The organism is Microbacterium sp. X-17, assembly GCF_039615055.1.
The window spans coordinates 472,465-499,223 of record NZ_JBDHNI010000006.1; the positions used below are offsets into that span (position 1 = coordinate 472,465).

A 26,759-nucleotide genomic window follows, 5' to 3' on the forward strand; every position below is an offset into this window, starting at 1 on the left:
GATTTTCGGTGACGATCAGGGTCCTCTCGCCTCAGGCTTAAACGCGTCCTGTGTTTATACCGCATGACATTAACCCGTTAACACAAAAGCGGCCCGCCGCCCTCACCTCCATATGGAGAGCGAGGGCGACGGGCCTCTGGAGGGCTCCCGCGGGGACCCGGGTGCTCCGCTAGCGCTGCGACGCCGGGAGGACCTTGGTCCCCTCGATCTTCACTGCCTGGAGGGCGCGCGGGTCGAGCCCGAGCTGGCTGAGGATGGTCGGCGCGATCTGCGTCGTCTCGACCGGGGCGCCGATCCGCTGCGCGTGCTTCGCGCCGGGGGCCGAGACCAGGATCGGGACGTTGCGGTCGTCGGCGCTTGCGCCGCCGTGCTCCGCGATCTTCGACGTGCCGCCCGTGTAGACGACGCCGGTCTGCGCGATGCCCAGGACGTCCGGGATGCGCGGGTCGGTCGACGCGGTGCCGAAGTACTTCGCGACTCCCGCTCCGGCGTAGATCGTGGTGAGGCCGGAGGCCTGCACCGTGACCGGCGCCTTCGTGATCGTGTTGCCCGCCGCGGTGTGCGTCGCCAGGTACTGCTTGGCGAAGTCGTCGGCCGCCTGCGAGTGGTCGTTCAGCCAGAGCTGCATGATGTCGTCGTCCGTCGAGAACGCGACCAGGTCGCCCGAGCCCGGGTGGGCGGCGGTCCACGCGGCGTCCAGGCCGGCGATGATCGGGCCGTCATCCACGCGCTTGAGCGCGGCCGGGTTGGTCGGGGACTGGCCGTGCTTGGCCGACAGGATGACCGTCGTGTCGCCCGCGTGACCGGTCTTCTTCAGCTCGGAGGTGAACGCGCCCAGCGACGCGTCGACGTAGTCGAGCGCCTTGCTCAGCAGCGGGCCCGGGGTCGAGCCGTCGGCGAGGTAGCCGCCGGTGAGGCCGTCGGACGTCGGCAGCTTCTGCGCGGTCGAGACCGTCTGGAAGTTCATGCCGAAGATCCCGGGAACGGCTGCGGCCTTGGTGCCCGAGTGGTCCTTGCCGTCGATCTCGTTGAGCACGGCCTGCACCTTGTAGCCGTCGTACTGCTGCGTGGCCAGGTTGTCCTTGGTCCAGTCGCCCGTGAACGGCGCGGCGGCGTCGCTGTTGATCTCCGGGGTGAAGAGGTCGTCGACCCCGGTGCCCGACGGGCCGTTGAGGATCTCGTACGCGGGGTGCTTGTCGCTCCACGCGGTGTGGAGGCCGGCCTGCTTGGCGACCTCGAAGATCGTGTTCACCTTGAGGTACTGGTGCGGGTAGACCGGCTTGCAGGTGGCCGGGTCGACCGGGAGCTGCGCGGGGTCGAGCAGGGTGGCGGGGGTGCCCGTCATCGACAGGATGCTGCCCGGCAGGCCCGCGAGGCCCTGACCGGCGTCGATGCTCGACTGGTTCTTGTCGGCGGCCTCCGTGAAGGCCACCTCCGCGCCGGGCTTCACGCCGACGCAGTTCGTGGTGCCGGCCGGCAGGAGCGCGTGGTTGAAGGTGTCGTCGTAGTAGACGCCCGTGGTGCCCGGGTTGCCGCCGGTGGCCTGGGCGACCATCCCGGGGAACGAGTCGGACGGGACCGGCGTGGAGGCGTTCGTGTAGTCGGTGCCGTGCGCCGCCAGCGCCGCCATAGCGGAAACGGGGTGCGTGCGGACGTACCAGTCGAGGTCCTTCTGGTGGAGGCCGTCCACCGAGAGCAGGAGCACGTGCTTCACGTCGGCGCGGGCGCCGTGGCCCTGGCCTTCGTCGGCGAGGGAGGGCGCGGCGGTGACGCCGACGAGCAGCGCTCCACCGGCGATGGCGGCGCTCGCTGCGAGGACCCGGGGGCGTGCGGTCCGTCTGATGGGGGCCATCAGCATCCTTTCGAGAGGTCGCCCCCGAACGGGGGCGTTCAACCGGGTCGATCCTGGCCTCCGCGCGTGCGAGGGGCCAGGCGCGGAGCCGACTGCTCGCCCACGCTTCACGCGGCGTTCACCGGGCGGGGGACGGCGTGGAGCGCGCTCTCAGGTCCGGGGTGGCGGGGCTGCGGAAGTGCTCATGTGTGGGCATACAGACCTCCCACCCGCCGCTCCACGATCGAAGGGCACGTAAACGCCCCTAAAACGCACTTTTAGGGGCGTTTACGTGCCCCTCGACGAAGGGCGTCAGAGCGACGTCGACGCCCCCTGCCCGACGTACAACGTGTTCGCGAACTCGTGCGCCTCCTCGGCCGCGATCTCGCGGTCGATGCCCGCGCGGACCTCGCGCATCAGCTTGTGCAGCTCCTCGTGCTTGCCCGGCACGCGCGCGTGGCCGGTGCTGTCCCACAGGTTGGAGACCGGGAGGGTGTCGCCGGCCTCCACCGCGAGCGTCCACTCCTCGGTGGTCGCGACCGCGGCGAACTCCGAGTCCATCGTCACGAGCACGCTGATGTGGAGGGCGTCCGCCGAGATCGAGCCCGCCTCGTTGACGAGGTCGAGCGTCCCGGTCGCGTCGGACAGGAACTCCACGGTGAAGCCGAGCGCCGCGGCGTCGCGGGCCGTTCCCGCGCAGCAGTGCTGGGTCATGTAGCCGGCGATCGTGACCGTGTCGACGCCCTCCGAGCGCAGCCACTGCTCCAGCTGGGTGCCCGCGAAGGAGGAGACGCCCTGCTTCGTGAGCAGGAGGTCCGGCTTCCGGTCGGCCACCGACGAGTGCAGGGCCGCGCCCTCCGAGCCGCGCGCGAACACCGGCGAGCCCTCGTCCTCGATGTGCTGCACGAGCACGAGCTTCACGTCGTGGTCGGCGGCCGCGTCCATCGCGACCTCGATGTTCGGGATGGAGGTCATCAGGTCGGGGTGGCAGATCTTCAGGTTGCCGGTGACGTACTCGTTCTGCACGTCGATCACGATGAGTGCGCGCTTCATGTCGGCACTCTAACTCTGCGCGCCGCCCTCCAGGGAGAGGGGAAGAGGATGCCCCACCCATGCAGCCCACGCCTCCCACCGTTCCGGCAGCCACGCCCGCTCCGCGAGCTGCGGATGCCCGGGATGCCGCGCCCGCGCCCACAGCACGAACAGCAGCTCCGACCAGTGCGAATAGATCCGCCAAGTGACCGGCCCGCGATCGGACCGCCCCTGCAGCACAACCGTGTTGAAGTCGACCACCTGCATGAGGTCGATCGACCCCCAGTCCCAGCGGAATGTGCCCGTGCCCGTGACGATGACGAAGCCGAGATCGGTCACCGTCAGCATCCCGGCGTGGTCGGGTCGCCACATGACCTGCGCGTCGGCCATCGCCTGCGCCCGGGCGGCGTTGTTCCGCGAGGCGTTGGCGGCGAGCGTGCCGGCCGTCACCGCCAGGCCGATCACGCCGACGCCGAAGGCGAACGAGCCCGTGCGCTGGTAGCTGCCGTCTCCGATCGCGCGCAGGGAGTCCACGGTGTACGCGCCCTGCGCGAGCGCGACCTCCCCGTCCTGCAGTGGGAAGAGCGTGCGGATGCCCGCGTCGGGGACGACGCCGCTCTCGACCGCGGCGAGGATGCGCGCGGTGTGCCAGAGCGCGCTGTCGGCGTCGGTCCACGGCCGGTCCCCGCCGCCCGCGATCAGTTCGCCCGTCATGGCGCCGAGCCTATAGCGACCCGCATCACAGGAACGAGTTCCCCACCAGCACCGCGCCGAACAGCACCAGCACCACGCACGTGATCGTTCGGCTCGACCTCTCCAGGGCCGCGCGCACCCGGTCCAGCGCCGGCCGGATGCGCGCGCCGCCGACCGCCACGGCGACGACCGGGATGCTCACGGTGACGCACCCGATCGCCGCGTAGAGGGCGACAGCCGCGATGGTGGGCGGCGCCTCCGTCAGAGTGCTGCCGATCACGATGCCCGCCCCCGCGCCGAAGGCGAGCTCCTTCAGGTTCGCCGTCGAGAGCGCGAAGCCGAGGCCGAAGGCGTTGGGCGCCGAGACCCGGGTGAGGGAGGTCAGCCACCGCGGCGGCGTGCCGGCGACCGCCCCGCGCGGGCGGCGGACCCACGTGACCACGCCCAGCGTCATCATCCCCGCGCCGATGACCGCGGTGGCGAGGTGGAGGGCGGCCTCCGACCCGCGGAAGTCCGCCAGCAGCTCCGACGCCGCGGCGAACGCGCCGACCACCACGACGATCCCGAGGAAGCGCCCCTCGACCAGCGCCGCGCCCCGCACACCGCCCCGGCGGCCGAGCGCGATCACCAGCACCGCGATGAGCGGCGTCGAGCTGAGCGCCACCCCGACGGCGAGCGGGAAGAGCTCGGCGAGCACGTGCCCGAACGGGGACCACATGGGATGAAATGTAGCGCGCGGGGGCGGGTAGGCTGGTGCGCGGCCTCCACGCTCACAAGGCACGGCGGCCGCAGCGAAGACGCACCCGCACGACCCCACGAGGATGGCGAACATGAAGGCCCTGTACAAGAGCGAAGCCGCGCCCGGCCTGGCACTGGTCGAGGTTCCGGAGCCCGTGATCGGGCCGGAGGACGTCAAGATCCGAGTGCTGCGCACCGGCATCTGCGGCACCGACCTGCACATCCTGCGGTGGGACGACTGGGCGGCCTCCGCCGTCGCCGCGCCGCTCGTGCCGGGCCACGAGTTCTACGGCGAGGTCGTGGAGGTCGGCTCGCTCGTCCACGACGTGGAGGTCGGCGACAAGGTCTCCGGCGAGGGCCACATCGTCTGCGGCACGTGCCGCAACTGCCGCGCCGGCCGCCGCCAGATGTGCATCCGCACGCAGGGCGTCGGCGTGCAGCGCGACGGCGCGTTCGCCGAGTACCTCGTGCTGCCCGCGACGAACGTGTGGGTGCACCACAACGGCATCGAGCCGGAGGTCGGCGCGCTGTTCGACCCGCTCGGCAACGCCGTCCACACCGCCCTCGCGTTCCCCGTCGTCGGCGAGGACGTGCTCGTCACCGGCTGCGGCCCGATCGGTCTGATGGCCATCGCCGTCGCCCGCCACGTCGGCGCCCGCTTCATCGTCGGCACCGACGTCAGCGCGCAGCGCCTGGAGCTGGCGAAGGGGATGGGCGCGGACTTCACCGTCGACGTCTCGAAGCATGACATCCGGGAGGCCCAGCGGGCGCTCGGGATGCGCGAGGGCTTCGACGTCGGTTTCGAGATGAGCGGCGCCCCCACCGCGCTGCCCTCGATGATCGAGAACATGAACCACGGCGGCCGGATCGCGATGCTGGGCCTCCCGTCGCAGCAGATCGCGATCGACTGGGGCATCGTCGTGACGCACATGCTCACGCTGAAGGGCATCTACGGTCGCGAGATGTTCGAGACCTGGAACGCGATGGGCGCGATGCTGCAGACCTCCAAGCCGCTGCACGACTCCATCGCCTCGATCGTGTCGGACCGCTTCGCGGCGCGCGACTGGGAGAAGGGGTTCGCGGCAGCGGCGGCGGCCGGCGGCGGCAAGGTCATCCTCGACTGGACGGAGCTCTGATGTACGGGACGTTTCGCGACCACCTCGCGGCGCAGCTGACGGAGATCGAGGAGGCCGGGCTCACCAAGCGCGAGCGCAGCATCCACGGCCCGCAGGCGGCGCTGATCACCGCGGACGGGGCGGAGGTGCTGAACTTCTGCGCCAACAACTACCTCGGCCTCGCCGACCATCCCGCCCTCCGCGACGCCGCCAAGACCGCGCTCGACGACTGGGGCTACGGGATGGCGAGCGTGCGGTTCATCTGCGGCACGCAGGAGCAGCATCTGGAGCTGGAGCGGCGGGTGTCCGCGTTCCTCGGCACCGAGGCGACGATCCTGTTCTCGTCGTGCTTCGACGCCAACGGCGGCGTGTTCGAGACCCTGTTCTCCGCGGAGGACGCGATCGTCTCCGACGAGCTCAACCACGCCTCCATCATCGACGGCATCCGGCTGTCGAAGGCGCAGCGGTACCGGTACCAGAACCGGGACATGGACGACCTCCGCGCCCAGCTCACGGCGGCTCGGGATGCCGGCGCCCGCCACACGGTCATCGTCACCGACGGCGTGTTCTCGATGGACGGCTACATCGCCCCGCTGCGCGAGATCTGCGACCTGGCGGACGAGTTCGGCGCGCTGGTCTTCGTGGACGACTCGCACGCCGTCGGCTTCGTCGGCGAGCACGGCCGCGGCACGCCGGAGTTCTGCGGCGTCGCCGACCGGGTCGACATCTACACCGGCACCTTCGGCAAGGCGCTCGGCGGTGCGTCCGGAGGCTACGTCTCCTCGCGCCAGGAGGTCGTGGACCTGCTGCGCCAGCGCGCCCGGCCGTACCTGTTCTCGAACACGCTCGCGCCGTCGATCGTCGCCGGCACGCTCGCCGCGCTCGACCTGCTGGAGCAGTCGGACGCGCTGCGCGAGCGCCTGGTCGCGAACGCCGCGCTGTTCCGCGAGCTGATGACGGAGGCCGGGTTCGACCTCCTGCCCGGCGAGCACCCGATCGTGCCCGTGATGTTCGGCGACGCCGCGCTCACCGCCCGGATCGCGGACGAGATGCAGAAGCACGGCGTGTACGTGACCGCGTTCTCGTTCCCGGTTGTGCCGCGCGGCAAGGCGCGCATCCGCGTGCAGCTGTCGGCGGCGCACACCGACGACGAGATCCGCCGCTGCGTCGCCGCGTTCAGCGCCGCGCGCGACGCCGTCGCCGCCTAGCGATTCGTGCCGAATGGCGCGAATAGCGACGCGAAAGGCGCCACTCGGCACGAATGTCAGGCTGCGTCGACGCGGAGCCGGCGCCCGCGGCGGAAGAACAGCAGCAGCTGCGCCCCGAGGAACACGGCGAGCACGCTGAGGTCCACGATCGTGACCGTCCCGGCGACCGCCCCCGCCTGCGTCAGCCCGCAGGCGCGCGCGTTCTGGTCGGGCGTGCAGAGCAGCCGGTCGGCCTCCGGCGCCACCGCGCCCGACGACACCCAGACCCCGATGAGCTGGTTGTAGGCGGTCTTCAGCCCGGGCTCCAGCGCCTGGGTGTGGGTGGAGTCGGGGACCGCCCAGTAGGTGACCTTCCAGCCTGCCTTCTCGGCAGCGGTCGCGGTCGCCTCCACCTGCGGGCGGAAGTGCGGGTCCAGCGCGCCGGCGACGAAGATCGCCCGCGTCGGCTGCGGATAGCGCGTGGACGCGAGGATGTTCTCCGGCCAGGCGGCCTCGTAGGCGGCCTGGCTGCCGCCGTAGTAGGTGTCGCGCGTGTAGTTCGGCCGGTGCTCGCCGGGCTTGTCCGGCCCGGAGACGGAGACGACGTTCCCCCAGATCCCGGGGTGCGTCGCGCCGAGGTAGGCCGCGCACTCGCCGCCGTGCGAGTATCCGGCGATCGCCCAGTCCGCGCGGTTCCCGCTCACGGGGAGGTTGCCGCGGATCCACGCCGGGACGTCCTTCGACAGGTAGGTGTCGAGCTTGCCGGCGCTGGTGTCGCTGCACGGCGGGTTGGCCTTGACGTTCCCGAGCTGGTCCACCACGAGGACGAACGGCGCGTCGTCCAGCCGCTCGCCGCCGATGCCGTGGAGGGCGTCGAGGGTCGCGCCGAGGGTCGGGTTACCCGGCTGCCCCATCATCATCTCGACGACGGGACGCGTGCTGGACGGGTCGCGCAGCCAGCCTGGCGGTACGAAGAGGTGCGCGTCGCGGGCGACGAATCCGGAGGCGGTCGGCGGGATGTGCACGGCGAGCTGGGCGCCGTTCGTCAGGGTCTCCTCGGTGACCGGGACGGCCTTCCCCGCCACCGTCGCCGTCGCGAGGGTGGGGCCGATGGTGAGCACTCCGGCGGCGACGGCGGTCAGCGCGGTGACGGCGGTGAGCACGATGGAGAGAACCCGGAGCCGCCCGACCGACTGCAGTGCGTCGCCGAGCGCGAGCGGGATGGCGACGGAGGCCAGTGCGATGGCGAACCAGCCGATCCCGCCCAGGTCGGCCCGCGGCGCGAGCAGGCACCACGCGAGGATGAAGGCGAGCCCGGCGACCTGGCCGATGACGACGACGCGCACGGTCGACCCGGCGCGGAACCGCCATCCGCGCGCGGCGAAGCGCACCACCGGGTAGGCGGCGAGCAGCCCGAGAGCGAGCGTGAGCCAGGCGAGAGTCCCCACGGGTTAAAGCGTAAGCGGGCCCATGCGCGGTTCCGACCGGGCTGCGGCCCGTAATCGGGGGTCGCTAGGCCCGAGCTGGCGTCGTCGGGGCTTGGCCTGGAAGCATAAATTGGAACTTCCAATCTTAATGCTGTACGTTTTCACACGAAACGATTCGGGGGAATCCGACGATGTCGCAGAGCGTGATCCAGGTACGCAAGCTAACGAAGACGTACGGAGTGCGCACGGTCGTTGACGGGCTCGATTTCGACGTGCGGGCGAATGAGGTCTTCGGGCTCCTCGGGCCGAACGGCGCCGGAAAGACGACCCTGATCGAGTGCATCGTCGGGCTGAGGCGGCCGTCTGACGGGACCGTATCTGTGCTCGGCCTCGATCCTGCTCGAGAACGCGTCGCGTTGACATCGCGAGTCTCAGTGCAACCGCAGAGCGCGAGCCTCTACGAGACGCTCACTGTTGACGAGACGCTCCGGCTCTTCGCGTCGTTCTACAAGAATCCACGTTCCGTGGACACGATCGTCGGTCGGATTGGACTCGCGAAGCACAGACACGTCCGCGCCAAGAACCTCTCAGGCGGGCAAGCGCGGCGGCTCCTCCTCGGTGTCTCGCTCATCGGGAATCCGGAGATCGTGGTTCTCGATGAGCCGTCGGCGGGTCTGGATCCCGCATCGCGGCGCGACTTGTGGGCCACCATCTCCGAACTGCGCGACGCGGGCACGACGGTGCTTCTGAGCACGCATCACATGGATGAGGCCACGACCCTGTGCGACCGGGTGGCAATTCTCGTGGATGGGCGTATCGCCGCGCTCGACTCTCCGGGAGCCCTGGTGCGGGCGAACAGCAAGGCGGCCACGGTGTCATTCGTTGCTCCCGTCGGCACCGCCGACGAGGCGGTTATGAGGCACGCACCCGGTTGTGCGCTGTCGAGGTTCTCCGAAGGTGCACAAGCGCGATTCAGCATCGACACCGCCGAACCCGATGAATTGGTCAGAAAGCTGACCTTCGATCGGTCGATCACGTTGAGCGAATTGAGCGTGGTGCAGCGCAGCTTGGAAGACATCTTCCTTCAGTTCGCATCCTCCACGACTGGCGAGGGGAGCCCTGATGAGTGAGCGTGAAACCCCAGCGAGCACGCGGAGCACGCTGAGGGAACTGAGTGCGGCCAACGCGCGCGAGCTGATGAGAAACGGTAAGTCCGTCTTCTCCGTTCTCTTCATGTTCGGCTTCTTCCTCATCCTGATCTGGGCACTCAACTACGCGATCAACATCGGGAATCGTGCCGCGCCAAGCGTGCTCCTGAATGGCGAGTCGTCCGCGTCGTCGCGCATGACCGACGAGTTCTCCGACCGCGGCATCGACTTCGTGACCGGGGTTAACGCATCCGACTCGGCGAACGCCGTGGTGACGCTTGACGGAGCGCGTGCGAATGTCGTCCTCGGGAACCCGATGCCGAACTGGTCGGGAATCGTCGGCGCACTCGAGGCGTCAGGCTTCGCGAACTCCGACATCGCCGTCGTGGACGCCCAGGGGAATCCCGTAGTGGATCTCTTCAGGAGCAATCTCGCAGCCACGCTGATGATGGGTTACGCCGGCGTCGCATTCTTGGGGACGTCCGTACCCCTGGTGGCGCTTCGGAGGCGCGGAACGCTGCGCCTGCTCGGTACGACGCCGCTCCGGAGAATGACGTTCATCCTTGCTCAGACGCCGATCCGATTCGGCATCGGCGCGATTCAGGCGTTGATCGTCATTTTGCTCGCCCTCGGATACGGCTATGTCGGCGGCGAGAACCTCGTTCGCCTGATCGTCACACTCCTCCTCGGGTTGGCGTTGTTCTTCGCTCTCGGTTACCTCTTGGCGAGTCGATCACGCAACCCGGATCTCATAACCCAGATCTCGGGAGTCCTTCCGGTCATCGTCCTCTTTCTGTCCGGCAGCGTCTTCCCGATGTACATCCTTCCCGAGTGGGTCCAGCAGGCGATCACGTACCTGCCCACGACGTGGTTCGTCCAAGCGGCAAGCGCCGACCTCGTCGGCTCGGAGCCGTTCCTGAATGTCTACGTGCTGTGGGCGATGATGGCGACCGCCACTGTTCTGCTCACCCTCCTGGCCTCGAAGCTCTTCAAGTGGGACCGAACCGAATGAGACGAGTGAGCGAGAGTCACACACCCGGAATCAGTGCGGCCTTCTTGGCCGCGGCCACAAATGGGGACCCGCAATTCATGCTTCCACCGCATCCACGATTGGTCACGTCACTACAACGGATCTGGTTGGATGACGGTCTGGTGGTCGACGGCGGGATGTCCAGGAGATACCTCCGCGGCCAGTCGGTCATGGCTTTGCTCCCTCTCTTGATGCCCCTGCTCGACGGGACCCGCGACCACCGCGCCCTGGCGAGGGACTCCGATCTGACCGAGGTCGCGTTGCGACAGGTGCTGAGCACACTGTTTGCTGCGGGGATGCTGGTGGACGGTCCCGCAGCGGGAGAAATCGATCAGAGTTACGCGTTCTTTGAGCGGATGGTGGACGCCAGTCGCAGAAATCGTTCCGCGGTCGATGCTCGCGCAAAGAGAGATTCGCGCCGGATTCTTGTCGCCGGAACAAGCCCAGCAGCGGAGGCGATACGGACTGCATTGATCGAAGCCGGCATCGTTCTCGTCCAACCGGACAGCTCGATCGAGGAGGTGTTTCTCTGCGTTCTGGTGGATCCGGGGGACGCCGCATCTCTCGATGTGGAGATCAAGGCGCGCGCGGCAGCAATCCCGATTCTTCCCGTTCGGGTGGGGGCGCTCGAGTCTGGCATCGGCCCGGTTTCGCATCACGACTTTGGTCCGTGCCTCGCTTGTATCCAGCACGCCAGTCCCGCGCGCGGGGGAGCATTGTCAGACTGCGCCCTTCGCGTTCATGCGCTCATGGTCGCGATCGAGGTGACGATGCTCGTCTGTGAGGTCGGGCGCCCCACGAGCGAAAAGGCTGCTATCCGCATCGACCCGGTCGATCTCTCCACCTCGAGCCACTGGATTCCGCCACGGCCCGAGTGTCGGGTTTGCGGGGCTGGGGTCGAACTCGATACGGCTACGGAGCTTGCGTACATTTACGAGACGTCCGTGGAGTTTCCGCCGTCGCGTCTGGCGAACCCCAGAGACCATCAGGGGCACTTCGAGAGCTCGAGCGTTCGGCTCACTTATGATCGTCGCGAGTTTCCGGCTTCTCATCGGGTTGATCTGACCGCTGGGTCGGAAAGTGGAAGTTGCCTGCCGAACTCCCCTCTCGCGATTCTCGGTCGTCTTCTCCGGTACTCGTTCGGCTTCAAACCTGCTGAGGAGCAGGCGATTCGGCCGCGCCGTTGGGCCCCGAGCGGAGGAAATCTCGGCTCGCCGCAAGCCTACCTATCGATCAGAAACGTGCCGGGAATCCTCGACGGGGAATACGCGTACGTGGCTGTCGACCACTCTCTCGTCCCGGTCGCTGCGCGTGACGTTGCGATGCCGCCTGCCTCCACGCCTGCGAGCGTCGAACTCTTCATCGCCAGCGAGCTCGAGCGGGTGTGGAATAAGTATTCGGCCTTCGCGTACAGGGTGACCGCGCTCGACGCCGGCGTTTCGCTGGCGCACGTGATCCTGATGGCAGCGACAGCGGGCTTGACTCTGCGATGTGAGCCCGGCTGGAACGAGGCGGAAACCGCCCGTCGTTTCGAGTTGGACCGGTCTCAGCAATCCATCAGCGCACGAGTGGTGATTGGGGGCTTCGCATGAGCGAACTCGAGGCTTATAGAAACCTGAGGCTCGCAGCGACTCAGTCGGCGTCGGACAACATGAGCCGTCCGAGTCGTTCGGTGGAAGTGGATAGTGCCCTGGCCGCTGATTTGGTGGCCGCCCTTCCCTCTCGCCGATCGGTCAAGTACTACCTGCCGGAGCCGATCAGTGTCGACTGGCTCGGAGGAATCCAACCAACTCTTCAAAGTATCGACCAGCAGCTTTCGGGCGGCAGGGCTGCCCTGCGCTTCATTTGCGCTTTCTCCAACATAGAAGGGCGCACTCCGGGGCTTTACGAACTCGGCACCGACGGGTGGGCGCAGATGAGTGTCCCTTTGGAGAGCTCCGATCTCAGGACCATGACCTTACAACCCGAGTTCGGCGATGCGGCGCTCATCGTCGTGCTCGTCGGCTCGCTCGTCGACGCGGTTGAGCACGAGGGTCCGAACGGCCATCGGCAACTGCTTCAACGAGCAGGCGCCATTGCAGAAGTCGTATGGCTCGCGGCCGTAAGCGAGGGTTATGCCGCGAGCATCTTCGCCGGCTTCCTCCCGGCGGAGCTGAAAAGTCGGCTCGGATTCGACGGGATAGACAGCCTTCAACTCATCGCCATCGCAATCGGGATGGAAGACGCCGAGCGGCTCGCGCGCGCAGAGCGGGAAGCGATGGGGGCGCTCGGATGAACGCACCCTTTGAGCCGAGCGAGTGGAGCCTCGAGCCGAGTCTTGCTTCACTCGCGGATGTGATCTCGCCCGAAGCGGGATTGATCGGATCGGTCACTCAGATATCGACGCACGAAGACCCGTTTCACGTCTATGTCGCTGGTCTTGGCGAACTGGAAGCGGTGCAGGACAACATTCGCCGTATCTCCGAGCTTCCGAGCGGCGTCGAGATGGCCGGTAGCGGCGGCAATATCAATCCGCTTCTCGCTCGGGCGATTGCGACCGTCGAGGCGATCGAGCGTTACTCGAATTGTGTGCCGGCTCCGGGCATCACCTGGGCTACACAGGACGAGCTCGTCGGTCGTGTCGTCGATATGAGCGAGATGCCCGCATGTTCACCGATCGAACTCGCGCATCCGAAATGTGTCGTCGCGCCTTTCGATCCGGAGGAAAGAGTCAGATGGACTCGAGGGTGGTCGCTGCTCTCGAACGAACCGGTCTGGGTGCCTGCCGTCAACGTATGGATGCACATACCTGCGCTGACATCGAGCGAGCGATTCACGCTACCGATCTCCACCGGCAGTGCCGCGCATACCTCCCTCGCGAACGCCATCTTGAATGCGATCTGCGAGGTGGTCGAGCGGGACTCCATCGCCCTTACGTGGATGCAAATGCTCGCATTGCCGCGTATCGAGTTCGCGAATGCGTCTGAAACCTTGAGGCGGGCGCTGGAGAGCGCCGAATCGACGGGTATCGAGTACGCCTTTTTCGATGCAACAACGGACCTGGGACTGCCCACCGTCTATTGCGTCGATACCGACCATGCGAGTTCCAAGCTGCGTCACGTAGTCATGTGCGCTACGGATCCGGATCCGGAGCGTGCTGTCATCAAGATCTTGCGGGAGATTGCCGCTTCTCGAATGGGACTCAATTCCGTGCGGCGCGCGCCCGAATCAGTTGACGACTTTCATGACGTCTTCCATGGCGCCCAGTACATGGGGGCGGCCGAGCGTGCCCACGCGTTCGACTTTCTCCTGAACACCACCGCGCCTTCCCGCGGGATTGAGCATGTCGCCTCGATGGTCGGAGGGGATTCGACGCAGGAGCTCGAGGCGGTGCTCGAGGCGTTCCGTTTGCGCGGGTGGGAGGTGGTTGTTGTCGATATCAGCACGGTGGAGGCGCGTGACGCGGGCGTGACCGTGGTGAAAGTGATCATCCCGCGCCTGATGCCGCTCTCCTTCGTTTACCGCTCTCAGTTCAGAGCACATCCGCGCCTGTTCGATGCCCCGCGCAACATGGGGCTTGTTGTCCGTTCCGAAGAGGAATTGAACCGGTTTCCGCAGCCGTTCGCATAGGAGTTTTCAATGATCGATGTTCATTTCCTGGTAGGTGACGATTTCGGCGCGGCGATAGCCGTCGAGCTCTCTCGCATGGGGTGCGCCGAGAGAATGCGGTCGGAGCCGCTCGAGATCCCGCCTTCGCGCTGGCCGAGTGCGCGCGTCCAGGTTGTTTCGACACAGGACGACAGCTCTGCGGAGATCGACCGAGTCGATGAACTGGCGTTCAATCTCGATCGCCCCTGGCTCCCGGTCGTTATGCGACCTCGCGCCTTCCGGGTCGGTCCGCTCGTGGTTCCCGGTGTCAGCGGGTGTTACCGGTGCTTTCGGCGGCGGCAGTATCAGCACGGCCGGCTGAACCAGACGGACAGGAAAGTCGAAGCAACGCGCCGTATCGACCGCGACCTGCAAGTGTCGGGTTTCCTACCCGGTCATGTCTCCCTCGCCGCGCAACTGGCGCACGCAGATCTCGAGGCTGCCCTCTCTGGGCGAACGGAGTCACGTGCAGGTCGCCTGACTGTCGTGCGATGGCTGAGTCTCGGGGTTTCGGCCGGCCGACTTACGCGGGTGGATGGATGTGATCGATGTGGCGCCGTGCGATCCGAGCATTCGACGTGGCGCGCTATCGAGAGATTCGCAGAAGAGCTTCGGGCCAGATGAGGGATCGGCTCGTCGAGACCTGGGGCCAGGTTTTGGTTCCAGCTGAAGAAAGGAAAGGAAGCACATTGATGCGCAACACGATCGACCTGGTGTCCATTGAAGACCTGACTGCCGAGGACCTCCCGGAGTCGGCGTCGGCCGGTGTGAGTTCGGCGGGAACGGCGTCGTCGTTCTCTTCGGGCACCGGATCGCTGGGCACCGGCAGCTCGCTGTCGACGTACAGCAACTGAATGGGCCGGGTGGAGGCGAAACGGAATCGCCTCCACCCGACTCTCCCAATCTTATGGATCTCACTCTCGAATCGTGGCCGTCGCTTCCAGAGCTCAAGCTCCGCGCTGACACTCAGATTCTCACGGCGGCGGACGGCAGGCCTTTGCTCAAAGCGCCCAACGGTCGGTTCGTCGTCGTCTCGGGGTCGAGCTCGGTTCTTCTGAGTCTGTTGCAGGAAGGACTCTCCGGAGCAGACCTGGCGGAGGCGACCGGCGTGATCGGCTCTGCCGCGCAGGGCGACGGCGGAGTCGCTCAGGTAGGAGCATTTCTCGGGGTGCTTGACAGGGCGGGCATGTTGACCGTTTCGGATGCAAACGGACAGCCGAGAACGGGCTTCTTCGCGGGCATCGGTGTCGACTTCCTGAAGCGGATTCCGCTACGGGGACTTCACGCGGACCACGTGTTCGACCCGATCAGCAGTCGCCTCAAAGTGTTCCCGCCGAGCGTGCTCATAGCAGTATTTCTGACGGGCTTCATTGGTTCTGCCGTTTCGGTCCCCGTGCTCCTCCGGGACCAGAACATGACCGCAAACCTGTGGACCATCCTGATCGCAGCCGTAATCGTTCTGCTGTTCCTCCCGCTCCACGAGAGCTGTCATGCGATTGCGATGCGGTACTGGGGAATCCACATTCGTGAAGTTGGCGTCGGTCTCCTGGCCTTCATCGCCCCCGTAGCCTACGTCGACAGAACAGAAACATATGCGCTGCGGAGTCGCTGGGGACGGCTCACGATTGCGATCATCGGGCCGGCGTGTGACGCGGCAGTCGCGCTCGCGTTCGCCATCGTCGCAGTCACGATTCCCGACGGCTCGAGCATCTTCGGCATCGCTTCAGCGATGCAGCTTGGAGTGATGATCATGAATCTCAACCCACTCGTGCGCGGCGATGGATATCACGCAATCGAGGCAGCTTTCGGGCGCTTGAATGTTCGCGCTCACGCGTTCGAGTATGTAGCACGCGCACTGCTGAGGCGATCCCAGCCTCTTCACTTGGCGAACCAGAGCCGACGGGTACGCCTGGGCTACGTCGTCTACGTCGCCTTCGGTCTCGTTTACATGCTCGGCGCGGCCTGCGTGCTCATCTTCGTCTTCGTCTCCATAACTGGGCCGATGCAATGAGCGCGATCATTGCTGAACTCCAGGTCGTCCGCATCGCAGGCCTTGCGTCAGATCATTTGGAACTCGTCCGGACCCTGGACGGGTGGCTGCTTCAGGAGCTGGAGTCGTCCAGAGAAGACCTGGCCACGTGGCGCCGCGCAGCATCCGACGAGCTCTACTCGCTCATTCCCACGTTGCAGCGCGCTGACCGGCGCACTGCGCTCGCGCTTCGTCGGAGGATGCATTCCGATGATCTCGGCCCGATCGCCGGGGATGCATCGTCAATTCTCTCCGCCGGTCTAGCGGATCGTCTCGCCGCAGCCGAGCGTCTTCACGAGGACCTTCGGTTGAAGGTCGAATCGGCGGTTCGCTCGGATGAAGCCCGAGTGCCTTCTCTCATCCGCCGCGCACTGGAGACCTCGGAGATACGAGATGCACTCGACCTCCTCGCACCGGGATTTCGTGAGCTGAGCCAGCGAAGCGCGTTCACCGTGGGGGCGCGCCACACTCGAACGGCGCTTGCTTACATGGGGCGCGCCGCACTCAAGCCGAGCCCGCTTTCGACGCTGACTTCCGTCGGTACTCCTGGCAGCACAGACGCGAGGAAACGCATCGATCCTTCTCCGCTCTTCTTGTTCAGGCTCCTGCACACCCTGGTCGACGACCCTTCGTTAGTCACAACGCTGGAGTTCAAACCCGCTTATGTGATCGACCGGAAGGTCGTCGTTCGTCGGGTCATCGAAGCGCACGGATCAGCGTGGCTGGAGGAAGACATCGTCTCACTTGATCCTTACGCGAACGAGTATGAACGCCTCCGTGATTGGCGGGGAGGCGACTTCGACTCGCTCGCGGCCCTGGCGGGCGCTGATCCGCATTTGCGGATCGCCCGATGGGTAAAGCTCGGGTTGGTGCAGGTCGTGGTTCCGGGGCGGCCTGGGGATCACCCGCAGAGTGCTTTGGCGCGCAGCCTTCGCCGAATCGACGGCAATCCTCATGCTGCTGAACTCGCGCGAAATTTGGAGTTGCTTGAGACCGCGTTGCGTTCGGCAGAATCCGCACGCAAGGCTCGCCAGCCCGCTCTGGCGAGCGCGCAAGCGGTTCTCGAGCAGATCGGACAAGACTTCCGCGTGCGAAAGCAAACAGCGCGACTTCTGAATGAGGACAGCGTCTCCCCGGCTCCCGTCGGCTCGTCGAACATCGACGCGATGCTCCGGCGATGGGGCGACGGAGTCCGCCCCTCGATTTTCCGCTCGCACCGTTACGACGCCATCGTCCGTCGATTCGAGCAGGAGGTCGGCCCCGATTCCACACATCCGGATGCGGCGGCGTTCTTCATCGCTGCCTATGCGTCCCGGGAGTTCCGCGATTCCATGCGGGATGCGTGGTCCGAAGACCGGGCGTGGATCGAGCGACCGTCGACAGGGCGCTCGTTCCTCCCGGCCGGTGATACGAATGCTCCACCGACCGTCGGCGTCATGTACCAGGAACTGGCGGACCCACGGGGCGGCGGCGGCCCCGCCTTTGTGGTCAACCAATTGGTCAACGGCGTGGGCGGTATCGTCGCGCGATTCGGCGCGGTCGGCGGCGGGACCGGTTCGCGTATCCGGGCTGACCTTCTGGCTTGGATCGACGGAATGTTCCCTGGCGTCGCGGCGACGTTCGCCTTCCATCCGTCGAGCGAGGTGAATCCGCTCCAGGGTGCTGCAAGGGGGCTTCTGCCTTCCATCGAATGGCCCACCGATCCGAGGCGGACCGGCCAGGAGCTCACCTTTGAACACGTAGGACTGAAACACGATTCCAAGCGAGGTGTGCTTGATTTCGTCGATCAGGATGGCAGGCCCGTGGCGATCGCACACTTGGGCATCGTCCCGGCATGGTCGATCGCCGGCGCACGAGGCTTGGCTCTCTGCGTCATGGATCCATGGGTGGACGGAACTGCTCTGACGCTTGAGTCGAATCCGGTGGAACGAGCGCGGGTCGCGCACGCGGAGCCGCGGTATCGCCCGAGAGAACAGGTCGAGGACGTCGTCGTGCGGCGCGAAACCTGGATGGTCGAATCATCCGAACTCCCCATTCCCGGTAAGACAGAGACCACGGCGGAGTTCCTCTGCCGTTTCGATCGGTGGCGCAGAGCTCACGGAATCCCCGAAGAGGCATTCGGGCTGGCAATTTCGTCGAGAGGCTTCGCATCAGAAGCGAGGAAGCCGCTCTGGGTCAACATGCTGTCGACGCATTCGCTCTACGCGACGCTTCCGCTCCTTCGTGAGGGCACGCACGTTCGGTTCCAGGAGGTGCTGCCGGGGCGGAGGGCCGGCGGGCATCGGGTGACTGAACACGTCCGCTTCTTACGCTGGAAACGGAGCCACGATGACTGACCTGACTTGGCTGTATGCGAAGATCTACCCAGGTTCACTCAGCCAGCTCGATCGTGTCATCACGACGATGGTGATGAGAATCGTGCGGGACAACGATGCATGTATCGATCGCTGGCACTTCCTTCGGTTCATTGACACGGACGGCCCGCACATTCGACTTCGCTGTCTGATCGATGACGACGTGGCAGATTCGATCGTCGCGAGTTTCGGCGATCTCGAAGAGCACCTGGGGTCGCACGCTCGAATCGACGTCGCCTATTACGATCCTGAAGTCGGCAAATGGGGAACGGGCGAGGATCTGCGCCTGGCCGAAGTGCAGTTCCAGCGTGCGAGTGAGTGCGCTGCCACTCTGCTCGAATCCCGGCCGAGCCGCCGCATGCGATGGGCTGCATGCGAGCGTGTGTTCACTGCGATGTTCGACGTATTGCCGCTCGAGGGAATATCGAAGGCGAGCCTCTTCGAGACACATGCACGATGGTGGCTGGGCTCGATGGATTTGGTCTCAGCTGCAACTCAAGCCCCGAATACGCCGTCTTCGCAGATTCCGCAAGCGTTCCTCTTAGGCGTCGAGCAGTTGGTCGACGATTTCGGCCTCTGGAGCCAGCGTCATTCACGGCCGGAGAGACTTGCGTACCTGGCTCACCAGCTGATTCATCTCTCGATCAATCGAATCGGGCTCACCCCGGCTGAAGAAGGCACGTTGGCTGCGAGTCTGTGGAGTCGAGAACAAGCGATGAATTGAGCGATTGGGCCTGGACCGCGCCCATTGTCAGCGTGACGCCGGCTGCCGCTCCGCCCGGATCGCGCTGGACTCCCGCGCCTCCAGCCGGATCGGCGGCGCCGCCAGCAGCTCCACCCGCTCGCCCGCACGCATGCGCGCGAACGCATCCAGGAGGGTCCCCGCGAGCGCGTCCGCATCGAAGGTGACCGTGCTCAGCCGCGGCAGGAAGTCCGCCGCTCCCGGGTGGTCGTCGGCCCCGACGACCGACAGGTCGGCAGGCGCCCGCAGGCCGGCGTCGGCCAGCGCGCGGATCGCGGCCATCGCGAGTCCGTCGTCGGAGGCCGCGATGGCGGTCGGTGCGTGGGTGTCGTAGCGGAGGCCGTGTGCCCAGTCGCGGAGAGTGCGGGCCGAGGCCGCCGCGTGCGTGACGTCGAGCCGGACTCCTAGGAGCTCGGCGGCCTCCCGGGCGCCCGCGAGGCGTTCGGCGGTGGCGGGGCCGGGTGTCGCGGGCGCGAGGTAGACGATGTGCTCGTGGCCGAGCGCCGCGAGGTGCTCGACGGCCAGGCCGCCGAACGGGCGTTGCGGGATGACGAGCGACGGCGCGTAGTCGACGGCCGCCACGCCGTACACGACGAGGGCGCGCACGCCGGCCAGGCGCAGCACCTCGGTGGCCTCCGCGTCGCAGCGCGCGGCCTCGGCGAGCACGGCCTCCGGGCGCAGCTTGGCCCAGAGCTGGCCGGCCTCCGCGCCGGTCGTCGCGGTGTCGGCGTGCCGGAGGGCGTCGATGCCGTCGTCCACCGTGCGGGCGAGCAGTGCGTCGAGCGCCCGCGCGACGGTCGCGCCGTGGTCGGTCGCGGAGGACGCGACGAGCAGGCCGGCGACGGACTCGCCGCTCGCCAGCGACCTGGCAGCGGTGTTGGGCGTGTAGCCCAGCAGGCGCGCGGCCTCCAGCACGCGGTGCCGGGTGTCGTCGGAGACCCGGGAGTTCGGCTTGTCGTTGAGGACGAACGACACGGTCGCGCGCGAGACGCCGGCCGCGAGCGCGACGTCGGCGCTGGTCGGGGCTTTGACGACCTGGGGCGTGAACATGGTGTGCTCAGTCTAGGTCTCGGCGATGGATCTGCTTACTCGCGTCAGCAAAACCGAGCGATGGCTTGTATTCGGAGAGGACCCTGGCGTATGGTTACGCGTGTTAGCACGCAACGTCGCCTGCTCTGAAAGGACAAACCCCCGTGACAACGCCGTCTGATGACTTCCCCGAGGGCCCCCGCCCGGTCCAGCCCACCCTCCCGCCGAACCTCTCCGGCGCGCCCGACAGCGTGGCGCTCGGCTCCACGCTGACCACCGCCGACTCGGCGTTCTCGGCCGCCCCGACCTCCGCCGTCTCGGCTCAGGCGCCGCAGAAGGTGAAGGTGCGCGGCAAGCTGCTGAAGCTGATGCTGTGGATGGCGCTGGCGAACATCGCCGTCTTCGGCATCTGGGGTGCGGTCCCCGGCCTGCTGCTCCCGACCCAGATCACGAACATCGTGGGCAAGGACGCGAGCGTCGGCGCCTTCGGCCTCATCGCCACGATCGGCGCGTTCGCCGCGATGGTCGCGCAGCCCATCGCCGGCCTGGTCTCGGACCGCACGCGCAGCCGCTTCGGCCGCCGTGCCCCGTGGATGGTCGCCGGCGGTCTGCTCGGCGGCCTCTCGCTGGTCTTCATGGGAGCGTCGAACTCGATCGTGCAGGTCGGCATCGCGTGGGTGATGATCCAGGTCTGCTACAACTTCGCGCAGGGCCCGCTGTCCGCGATCCTCCCCGACCGCGTCCCGAGCGGCGCCCGGGGCACCTTCTCGTCGCTGTCCGGCCTCGGCCTCATGGTCGGAGCGCTCGGCGGCAGCATCGCGGGTGCGATGTTCCTCTCGAACGTGGCCGCCGGCTACCTCGTCTTCGCCGGCTTCGCCCTGATCGTCCTGGTGCTGTTCGTGGTGTTCAACCCGGAACGCTCCAACAAGGGAGAGCCGAAGCCGCCGTTCAGCCTCGGCGCGTTCCTCCGCACGTTCTGGGTCAACCCGGTCAAGCACCCCGACTTCTTCTGGGGCTTCACCGGCCGCCTGCTGCTGTACGCGGGCTACTTCATGGTCACCGGCTACCAGCTCTTCATCCTGCGCGACTACGTCGGGCTCGGCGACAAGGCCGGTGCGTTCGTCCCGGTGCTCAGCCTGATCAGCATGGCCGGCACGATCATCACCACCCTCATCGGCGGCCCGCTCTCCGACAAGCTCGGGCGCCGGAAGGTCGTCGTCATCGTCGCCGGGACGGTGATGGCCCTGTCGATGGTGTTCCCGCTGATCCTCCCGTCGCTGGTCGGGATGATGCTGTTCTCGTTCGTCGCCGGTCTCGGCTTCGGAGCGTTCCAGGCCGTCGACACCGCGCTGATGAGCGAGGTGCTGCCGTCCAAGAACGACTTCGCCAAGGACCTCGGCGTGCTGAACATCGCCGCCACCCTCCCTCAGACGCTCGCCCCCGGAATCGCGAGTATCGTCATCCTCTCGCTCGGCGGTTACGCCGCGCTGTTCCCGATCGGCATCGTGATCGCCCTGCTCGGCGCGTTCGCGGTCCTCCCGATCAAGTCCGTCCGCTAGGAGATCCATCGCATGACCGACATCACCACCGAGACGGGCGTCGCCGACGAGTTCCTCGACGGCCTGCTCGGCTCCCTCTCGCTCGCGCAGAAGGTGCGCCTCCTCACCGGAGCCTCCTTCTGGACCCTGCACGACGAGCCGCAGATCGGCCTGGAGACCATCGTGGTCTCCGACGGGCCGGCCGGCGTGCGCGGCCAGCTCTGGGACGAGCGCGACTCCTCCGCCAGCCTGCCGTCGCCGACCTCCCTCGCCGCGTCGTGGGACGTCGAACGGGTGCACCGGCTCGGGCAGCTCATCGCGGCGGAGGCCCGCCGCAAGGGCGTCGGCGTCGCCCTCGGCCCGACCGTCAACATCCAGCGCTCGCCGCGCGGAGGCCGGCACTTCGAGGCGTACAGCGAGGACCCGTGGCTGTCCGGCGTCGTCGGCACCGCGTTCGTGAAGGGCATCCAGTCCTGCGGCGTCGGCGCCACTCCCAAGCACTACGTGGCGAACGACAGCGAGACCGACCGGATGACCGTCGACGTGCAGGTGGACGAGCGGACCCTGCGCGAGGTGTACCTCGCCCCGTTCGAGCGCATGGTCGTGGAGGGCGGCGCCTGGCTGGTGATGTCCTCCTACAACTCGGTCAACGGCGTGACGATGACCGAGAACGACCTGCTGCGCGCGCCCTTGAAAGAGGAGTGGGGCTTCGACGGCGTCGTGGTCTCCGACTGGATGGGCGTGCGCGACACCGTCGCCGCCGGGAGCTCCGCGCAGGACCTGGCGATGCCCGGCCCGGAGGGCGTCTGGGGCGACGCGCTGGTGCAGGCCGTCCAGGCCGGCCAGGTGGACGAGGCCGCCATCGACGAGAAGGTGCGACGCATCCTCCGGCTCGCCGGGCGCCTCGGCGCGCTGGAGAGCGTGGAGGCCGCGACCCCGCTGGCCGAGCCGTGGCCGCAGGAGCGCATCGACGCCCTGCTCCGCGAGGCCGCGGCCGACGGGATGGTGCTGGTTCGGAACCAGGGCGTGCTGCCCCTCGACCCCGCCGCCGCGCCGACCGTCGCCGTCGTGGGCGAGCACGCCCGGATCGCCCGCACGCAGGGCGGCGGCTCGGCGACGGTCTTCCCCGACCACGTGGTCACGCCGTTCGACGGGCTGGTCGAGGCGTACGGCGCCGAGCGTGTACGCTACGCGGCCGGCGTGAAGTCGTCGGAGTCCGTCCTCCCGATCGACGGCCGTGTCGCCACCGACCCGGTGACCGGCGAGCCCGGCGTGCACGTCCGCTTCCTCGCGGAGGACGGCGCCGTGCTGCTCGACGAGCACCGCGCCTCCGGCAAGCTGGTCTGGCTCGGCGACCCGATCCTCGGCGACACCGCCGTGGTGGAGGCCACCGCCGAGTTCACCGCGCCGGAGGACGGCGAGTACTCGGTCGGTTTCGCGGGCCTCGGCCTGTTCCGCTTCGAGGTGGACGGCGAGCTGAAGAGCGACGGCCTGTTCTTCCCGGAGGGCACCGACCCGTTCATGGCCTTCCTCAACCCGCCGAAGCAGTCGTTCCCGGTCGACCTGAAGGCCGGCCAGAGCGTCTCTCTGCGCCTGGAGCACCGGCCGCAGCAGCAGGCCGGGCTGGCGGCCGTCATGTTCACCTTCGGCTACGAGGAGCCGTTCGCCGACCCCGAGGCCGAGCTGGCCCGCGCGGTCGAGCTGGCCGCGGCCTCCGACGTCGCCGTGGTCGTCGTCGGCACGACCGAGACCCTGGAGTCGGAGGGCTTCGACCGCGCCGGGCTGCGCCTCCCGGACGGCCAGGACGAGCTCGTCCGCCGGGTGCTCGCGGTCAACCCGCGCACCGTGGTGGTCGTCAACTCGGGCGGCCCGGTCATCCTCCCCTGGCTGGAGGAGGCCCCGGCCGTGCTGCTCACCTGGTTCCCGGGCCAGGAGACCGGCGGCGCGCTCGCCGACGTGCTCACCGGCGCCCGCGAGCCCGGCGGCCGCATCCCCACCACCTGGGCGGCGGACGAGGAGGACGTGCCGGTCTGGCAGGTCGAGCCGATCGACGGGAAGCTGTTCTACGACGAGAAGCTCAACGTCGGCTACCGCGAGTGGCTGCGCCGCGCGGCCCTCGGAGGCCCGGCCCCGGCCATCCCGTTCGGCCACGGCCTCGGCTACACCGACTGGGAGCTCGGCGAGGCGACCCTCGACGGTCACGCGGTCAGCGTCCCGGTCACGAACGTGGGGGACCGCGCGGGCAAGCAGATCGTGCAGGTGTACCTGTCGCGGGTGTCCGAGTCGGACATCGAGCGCCCGGTGATCTGGCTGGCCGGCTACGCGCTGATCCGCGCGGAGGCGGGGGAGGCCGCGGTCGCGACCGTCGAGATGGAGCCGCGCTCGCTGCAGTACTGGTCGGTCGACGACCACGCCTGGCGGACCGAGCCGGGCGAGTACGCGGTGCAGGTCGGCACGTCGGTCGCGACGCTCGGGGAGCCGATCCGGTTCACCGTGTGACCCCGGGGCGGCTGCGCCGTCCGTCTGAAAAGCCCGCCCCCTCGGCCGTGATCATCCGGCCGAGGGGGCGCACCATTTCCGCTGTTGCCGATGACGACGTTGTGGGTGTGAACGATCAGGTGATCATTGGCCCGGACTCCGGGTCTCGCCCGTTTCCGCTTCGTCACCGTCGTGTTGAGTAGAACGACCGGTCCTCCTGTGACGGCTCTATCCCGTCCGGGTGGTGGATTCGGGTTCTCAACAGATGGCGCGGGAGCGAGGTGCACATGCGGGTGGTTCGAGTGGTGGGCGCCGCTCTGCTGGGCGTTGCGCTGGTCGTCGGCCTCACGGCCTGTTCACCGATAAGGAATCGCCTCATGAAACCAGACCCTCCGGTGAAGGAGCAGCAGCGGGCGGCCGCGCTCTACTTCCGCGACGAGTGGCAACCGAACGTCGAGAAGGTCCGGTTCACCCAGGACGGCAGTCGCGGGGGCCTCGGCGCGCCGTGGCGAGTAAATGCGATAGCAACCGTCGAGGGCGGTGAGTACTACGTGATCATCGGGCCGGACAGCGGTCCGGCGTTCGTGGGCGGCACTGGCGAGCCACCCGAAGCGCCGACACCTGCACCGCACCTGCCGTTGACGGTGGTCTATAGCGATGGAACGTCGGAGGTGATCGAGTGACGACCGCCGAGCAATACATGGACCTTGCGCGTGAAGCCTACGATGTCGACCGACTAGTCCGGGATCCTCCGCTGAGCGTTGGCGAAAGGTTCCGCGCCGGTAGCGGCGAGCACACGCAGCGATATCAGGTGATCGACACTGAGGACAATCCCGTCAACGGTTTCCAGGCGATGGCCGTCGTGCCGGTCGTGGACGGCGTACCGGACATGTCGCACATCGTCGTCTCCTACGCCGGTACGAATCCGGATCACCGGGCGGACATCCTGGAGGATGTCGAGACGGTCGTCGGGGGTACGAGTGGTCCGATGTCTCAGGTGCTCGATGCGCACTTCTTCGCTGATCGGGTGAGTAACACGTACCCCGGCTCGACTGTTTCGACGGCGGGGCATTCGCTGGGCGGGTTCCTCGCGTTGTTGGTGGCTGCGGAGAACGGGTGGGACGCGACGACGTTCAACGCACCGGACCCGTGGGCGCAGTTGTCGCCGCAGGCGAAGAAGCGGCTGGGAGCCGAGCAGGGGGCGGGTCGTGCGCGGCAGACGAACTACGTGATCGAGTGGGACCTCATCGCCAACCTCTACGCCCACCGGACCGGCGCCACCGTGTTCCTGACCGCTGAGCAGGGCCTTGACCCGTTGACCTATCACAACCTCGGAAGAGAGGTGTTCGATTTCAACCCGGACGGGTCGCTCAAGCACACCGGGGCGAAGGGCCATCGCCTGGAGGATATCCTCGCGAACGCGGTGGACACCCTCCTCCCCGGGTCATCTGTCGCTTTCTCCCCGGTGCTGTTGATGCTGGCGGGCATCTCGCGCAACCCGGCGGCGATGAAGACGCTGGCGAAGAATGCGTCCGGGGCGATGGTGGCGGTCAACTCCCTCGCCGCGCTCGGCCTCGCGGCCAGCATCGGCGGCACAGCGGCTGCGCTGGCGCAGATCAAGCAGGCCAACGGCCGGATCATCCCGCGGATGGAGGACGGATTGCTGGCGGCGAAGAACGCCGCCGCGGTCCTGCCGACCATCACCGCCTACGACATCGACCACTGCGTCGACAGGCACCGCCTGCACGTCCATCAGAACGTCGACGTGGATGCCGTGCGGGCCGTCGATGCGCGGGTCGACCGCCACATCGAGCGGGTGGGGCAGCTCAGCCAGGGGATCTCCCAGACCGTGCGGCACACCCTGCAACAGGACGCGCAGTGGGCTGTGACCTTCGGGCTCGGCGGATAGAAGGAACCATGGACCCAGCAGAATTCGTGCACGAGCTCTTCGACGGCATCGACCGCGAGATACGGACCGGCGTCCAGGAGGTCCAGGACTGGATCGAGGCGCAGGTCCACGGTGCGGCCGTCCAACTGTTGGACAGCCTGATGCCGCCGATCGTCCGAGCCGACCGCGCTGCGGTGAAGGTCAGCGAGTCCGCGATCGTGCTGCCGGCGCACACCGGCATCGGCCTCACCCTCGGCTCCGCCGAGGTCGGCAACACGGTCCTCGCCGGCGCCGTCGCGGACACGGTGCAGCGTGGCCTCGACGAGCTGAAGGCCGAGCGTGACTACGCCGCGGGGGTGAACAGCATCGCATGGTGACCTACCGATCGCTGGCGGAGCTGGAGGACGCCCAGGACAAGGAGCGAAGGACCGCGCGGATGCGGATCGAGTCGGCCGAGCAGTACCTCGGCCACTACCGCTCCCGAATCGACCAGGTGCGGGAGACGTTCTACCGTCTCGGCGCGCGCGAAGGGGTGGCCGACGACCCGGGCTTCCGGCAGGAACTCCAGCGCGTCTCGGATGCCGCCGGAGAGAATGTCGCGTACGCGGGCCGCAAGGTCGGCGAGCTGGAAGAAGAGTATTTCGCCATGCTCAGGGAACAGGACGAACAGCGAGACCGCTTCCTGGCACAGCGCGACGACGCCGGCTGACGGATTCGCGCCGAACCTTCACAAGCCCACGTATCAACGCTAAGCGCCGGTCGTCTTCGAGACACACGAGCGCGCGACGGGAATGTCGGCGACCTCGCAGTTCCGCGGGGCGCGCGAGCCGGGCGCGGCGGAGGGCGAACTTGTGAGCGTAGTCGGCGCCGGTC

At 67.4% G+C, this 26,759-nt stretch carries 24 protein-coding genes; 17 read left to right on the plus strand and 7 right to left on the minus strand.

Going from position 1 to position 26,759, the window contains the following annotated elements:
* Positions 1 to 169: 169 nt before the first annotated feature.
* The 4 genes from ABCS02_RS28500 to ABCS02_RS28515 form a co-directional block, all read right to left on the minus strand.
* The gene (locus tag ABCS02_RS28500) at positions 170 to 1,852 is read right to left on the minus strand and encodes an alkaline phosphatase family protein (protein ID WP_345839082.1); all 1,683 of its coding nucleotides are present in this window, start codon (positions 1,850 to 1,852) and stop codon (positions 170 to 172) included.
* A gap of 291 nt (positions 1,853 to 2,143) precedes the next feature.
* Positions 2,144 to 2,884 (minus strand): cysteine hydrolase family protein, encoded by a 741-nt coding sequence (locus ABCS02_RS28505; RefSeq protein WP_345839083.1) that lies wholly within the window; start codon positions 2,882 to 2,884, stop codon positions 2,144 to 2,146.
* Between the two features lie 9 nt (positions 2,885 to 2,893).
* Positions 2,894 to 3,577 (minus strand): hypothetical protein, encoded by a 684-nt coding sequence (locus tag ABCS02_RS28510; RefSeq protein ID WP_345839084.1) that lies wholly within the window; start codon positions 3,575 to 3,577, stop codon positions 2,894 to 2,896.
* A 25-nt stretch (positions 3,578 to 3,602) separates the two neighbouring features.
* Positions 3,603 to 4,274: a GAP family protein gene (locus tag ABCS02_RS28515; RefSeq protein ID WP_345839085.1), complete on the minus strand. Its 672-nt coding sequence runs from the start codon at positions 4,272 to 4,274 to the stop codon at positions 3,603 to 3,605.
* A gap of 112 nt (positions 4,275 to 4,386) precedes the next feature.
* Between ABCS02_RS28515 and tdh the strand changes: the two genes are divergently transcribed.
* Together tdh and ABCS02_RS28525 are read left to right on the plus strand one after the other, a co-directional pair.
* Positions 4,387 to 5,430, plus strand: a complete 1,044-nt coding sequence (gene tdh / locus ABCS02_RS28520) for an L-threonine 3-dehydrogenase (protein ID WP_345839086.1) — start codon at positions 4,387 to 4,389, stop codon at positions 5,428 to 5,430.
* Positions 5,430 to 6,617 (plus strand): glycine C-acetyltransferase, encoded by a 1,188-nt coding sequence (locus ABCS02_RS28525; RefSeq protein WP_345839087.1) that lies wholly within the window; start codon positions 5,430 to 5,432, stop codon positions 6,615 to 6,617. Before tdh ends, ABCS02_RS28525 begins: the two co-directional genes overlap by 1 nt.
* A 56-nt stretch (positions 6,618 to 6,673) precedes the next feature.
* Here ABCS02_RS28525 and ABCS02_RS28530 read toward each other — a convergent pair whose 3' ends face one another.
* Positions 6,674 to 8,044 (minus strand): alpha/beta hydrolase-fold protein, encoded by a 1,371-nt coding sequence (locus ABCS02_RS28530; protein WP_345839088.1) that lies wholly within the window; start codon positions 8,042 to 8,044, stop codon positions 6,674 to 6,676.
* A 170-nt stretch (positions 8,045 to 8,214) separates the two neighbouring features.
* On the opposite strand from ABCS02_RS28530, the gene ABCS02_RS28535 reads away from it, so the two are divergent.
* The 5 genes from ABCS02_RS28535 to ABCS02_RS28555 all read left to right on the plus strand — a co-directional run bounded on the left by ABCS02_RS28535 (position 8,215) and on the right by ABCS02_RS28555 (position 13,810).
* A complete protein-coding gene (locus ABCS02_RS28535; protein WP_345839089.1) occupies positions 8,215 to 9,153 on the plus strand; it encodes an ABC transporter ATP-binding protein in 939 nt (312 codons plus the stop codon).
* A complete protein-coding gene (locus ABCS02_RS28540; protein ID WP_345839090.1) occupies positions 9,146 to 10,183 on the plus strand; it encodes an ABC transporter permease in 1,038 nt (345 codons plus the stop codon). The genes ABCS02_RS28535 and ABCS02_RS28540 overlap by 8 nt, the downstream gene beginning before the upstream one ends.
* A 209-nt stretch (positions 10,184 to 10,392) precedes the next feature.
* On the plus strand, positions 10,393 to 11,793 hold the full coding sequence (locus tag ABCS02_RS28545) for a hypothetical protein (protein ID WP_345839091.1): 1,401 nt from the start codon (positions 10,393 to 10,395) through the stop codon (positions 11,791 to 11,793).
* Positions 11,790 to 12,476 carry a nitroreductase family protein gene (locus ABCS02_RS28550; protein WP_345839092.1) on the plus strand — a complete coding sequence of 229 codons (687 nt, stop codon included), beginning with the start codon at positions 11,790 to 11,792 and terminating at the stop codon, positions 12,474 to 12,476. The genes ABCS02_RS28545 and ABCS02_RS28550 overlap by 4 nt, the downstream gene beginning before the upstream one ends.
* Complete coding sequence (locus ABCS02_RS28555) at positions 12,473 to 13,810, plus strand: YcaO-like family protein (protein WP_345839093.1); 1,338 nt, start codon at positions 12,473 to 12,475, stop codon at positions 13,808 to 13,810. Before ABCS02_RS28550 ends, ABCS02_RS28555 begins: the two co-directional genes overlap by 4 nt.
* Before the next feature lie 6 nt (positions 13,811 to 13,816).
* Here the strand turns inward: ABCS02_RS28555 and ABCS02_RS28560 are convergent, their stop codons facing one another.
* Positions 13,817 to 14,203: a hypothetical protein gene (locus tag ABCS02_RS28560; protein WP_345839094.1), complete on the minus strand. Its 387-nt coding sequence runs from the start codon at positions 14,201 to 14,203 to the stop codon at positions 13,817 to 13,819.
* 317 nt (positions 14,204 to 14,520) lie between these two features.
* Between ABCS02_RS28560 and ABCS02_RS28565 the strand changes: the two genes are divergently transcribed.
* The 4 genes from ABCS02_RS28565 to ABCS02_RS28580 are packed head-to-tail and all read left to right on the plus strand — an operon-like array spanning position 14,521 to position 18,935.
* A complete protein-coding gene (locus tag ABCS02_RS28565) occupies positions 14,521 to 14,682 on the plus strand; it encodes a thiocillin family RiPP (RefSeq protein ID WP_345839095.1) in 162 nt (53 codons plus the stop codon).
* 53 nt (positions 14,683 to 14,735) lie between these two features.
* Entirely contained in the window at positions 14,736 to 15,839 is a 1,104-nt protein-coding gene (locus ABCS02_RS28570; RefSeq protein WP_345839096.1) for a site-2 protease family protein, read from the plus strand.
* The gene (locus tag ABCS02_RS28575; protein WP_345839097.1) at positions 15,836 to 18,193 is read left to right on the plus strand and encodes a hypothetical protein; all 2,358 of its coding nucleotides are present in this window, start codon (positions 15,836 to 15,838) and stop codon (positions 18,191 to 18,193) included. Before ABCS02_RS28570 ends, ABCS02_RS28575 begins: the two co-directional genes overlap by 4 nt.
* Positions 18,186 to 18,935: a thiopeptide-type bacteriocin biosynthesis protein gene (locus tag ABCS02_RS28580; RefSeq protein ID WP_345839098.1), complete on the plus strand. Its 750-nt coding sequence runs from the start codon at positions 18,186 to 18,188 to the stop codon at positions 18,933 to 18,935. Before ABCS02_RS28575 ends, ABCS02_RS28580 begins: the two co-directional genes overlap by 8 nt.
* A 27-nt stretch (positions 18,936 to 18,962) precedes the next feature.
* Here the strand turns inward: ABCS02_RS28580 and ABCS02_RS28585 are convergent, their stop codons facing one another.
* Entirely contained in the window at positions 18,963 to 20,003 is a 1,041-nt protein-coding gene (locus ABCS02_RS28585) for a LacI family DNA-binding transcriptional regulator (RefSeq protein WP_345839099.1), read from the minus strand.
* A 143-nt stretch (positions 20,004 to 20,146) separates the two neighbouring features.
* Here ABCS02_RS28585 and ABCS02_RS28590 point away from each other — a divergent pair, with 143 nt between their 5' ends.
* From ABCS02_RS28590 to ABCS02_RS28615, 6 genes are all read left to right on the plus strand, one after another.
* Positions 20,147 to 21,541: an MFS transporter gene (locus ABCS02_RS28590; protein ID WP_345839100.1), complete on the plus strand. Its 1,395-nt coding sequence runs from the start codon at positions 20,147 to 20,149 to the stop codon at positions 21,539 to 21,541.
* A gap of 12 nt (positions 21,542 to 21,553) precedes the next feature.
* A complete protein-coding gene (locus tag ABCS02_RS28595) occupies positions 21,554 to 24,019 on the plus strand; it encodes a glycoside hydrolase family 3 C-terminal domain-containing protein (RefSeq protein ID WP_345839101.1) in 2,466 nt (821 codons plus the stop codon).
* 356 nt (positions 24,020 to 24,375) lie between these two features.
* Entirely contained in the window at positions 24,376 to 24,681 is a 306-nt protein-coding gene (locus ABCS02_RS28600) for a hypothetical protein (protein ID WP_345839102.1), read from the plus strand.
* Entirely contained in the window at positions 24,678 to 25,907 is a 1,230-nt protein-coding gene (locus tag ABCS02_RS28605; RefSeq protein WP_345839103.1) for a hypothetical protein, read from the plus strand. The genes ABCS02_RS28600 and ABCS02_RS28605 overlap by 4 nt, the downstream gene beginning before the upstream one ends.
* Before the next feature lie 8 nt (positions 25,908 to 25,915).
* Positions 25,916 to 26,263 (plus strand): hypothetical protein, encoded by a 348-nt coding sequence (locus ABCS02_RS28610; RefSeq protein WP_345839104.1) that lies wholly within the window; start codon positions 25,916 to 25,918, stop codon positions 26,261 to 26,263.
* A complete protein-coding gene (locus ABCS02_RS28615) occupies positions 26,260 to 26,595 on the plus strand; it encodes a hypothetical protein (RefSeq protein ID WP_345839105.1) in 336 nt (111 codons plus the stop codon). Before ABCS02_RS28610 ends, ABCS02_RS28615 begins: the two co-directional genes overlap by 4 nt.
* Positions 26,596 to 26,759: the final 164 nt, after the last annotated feature.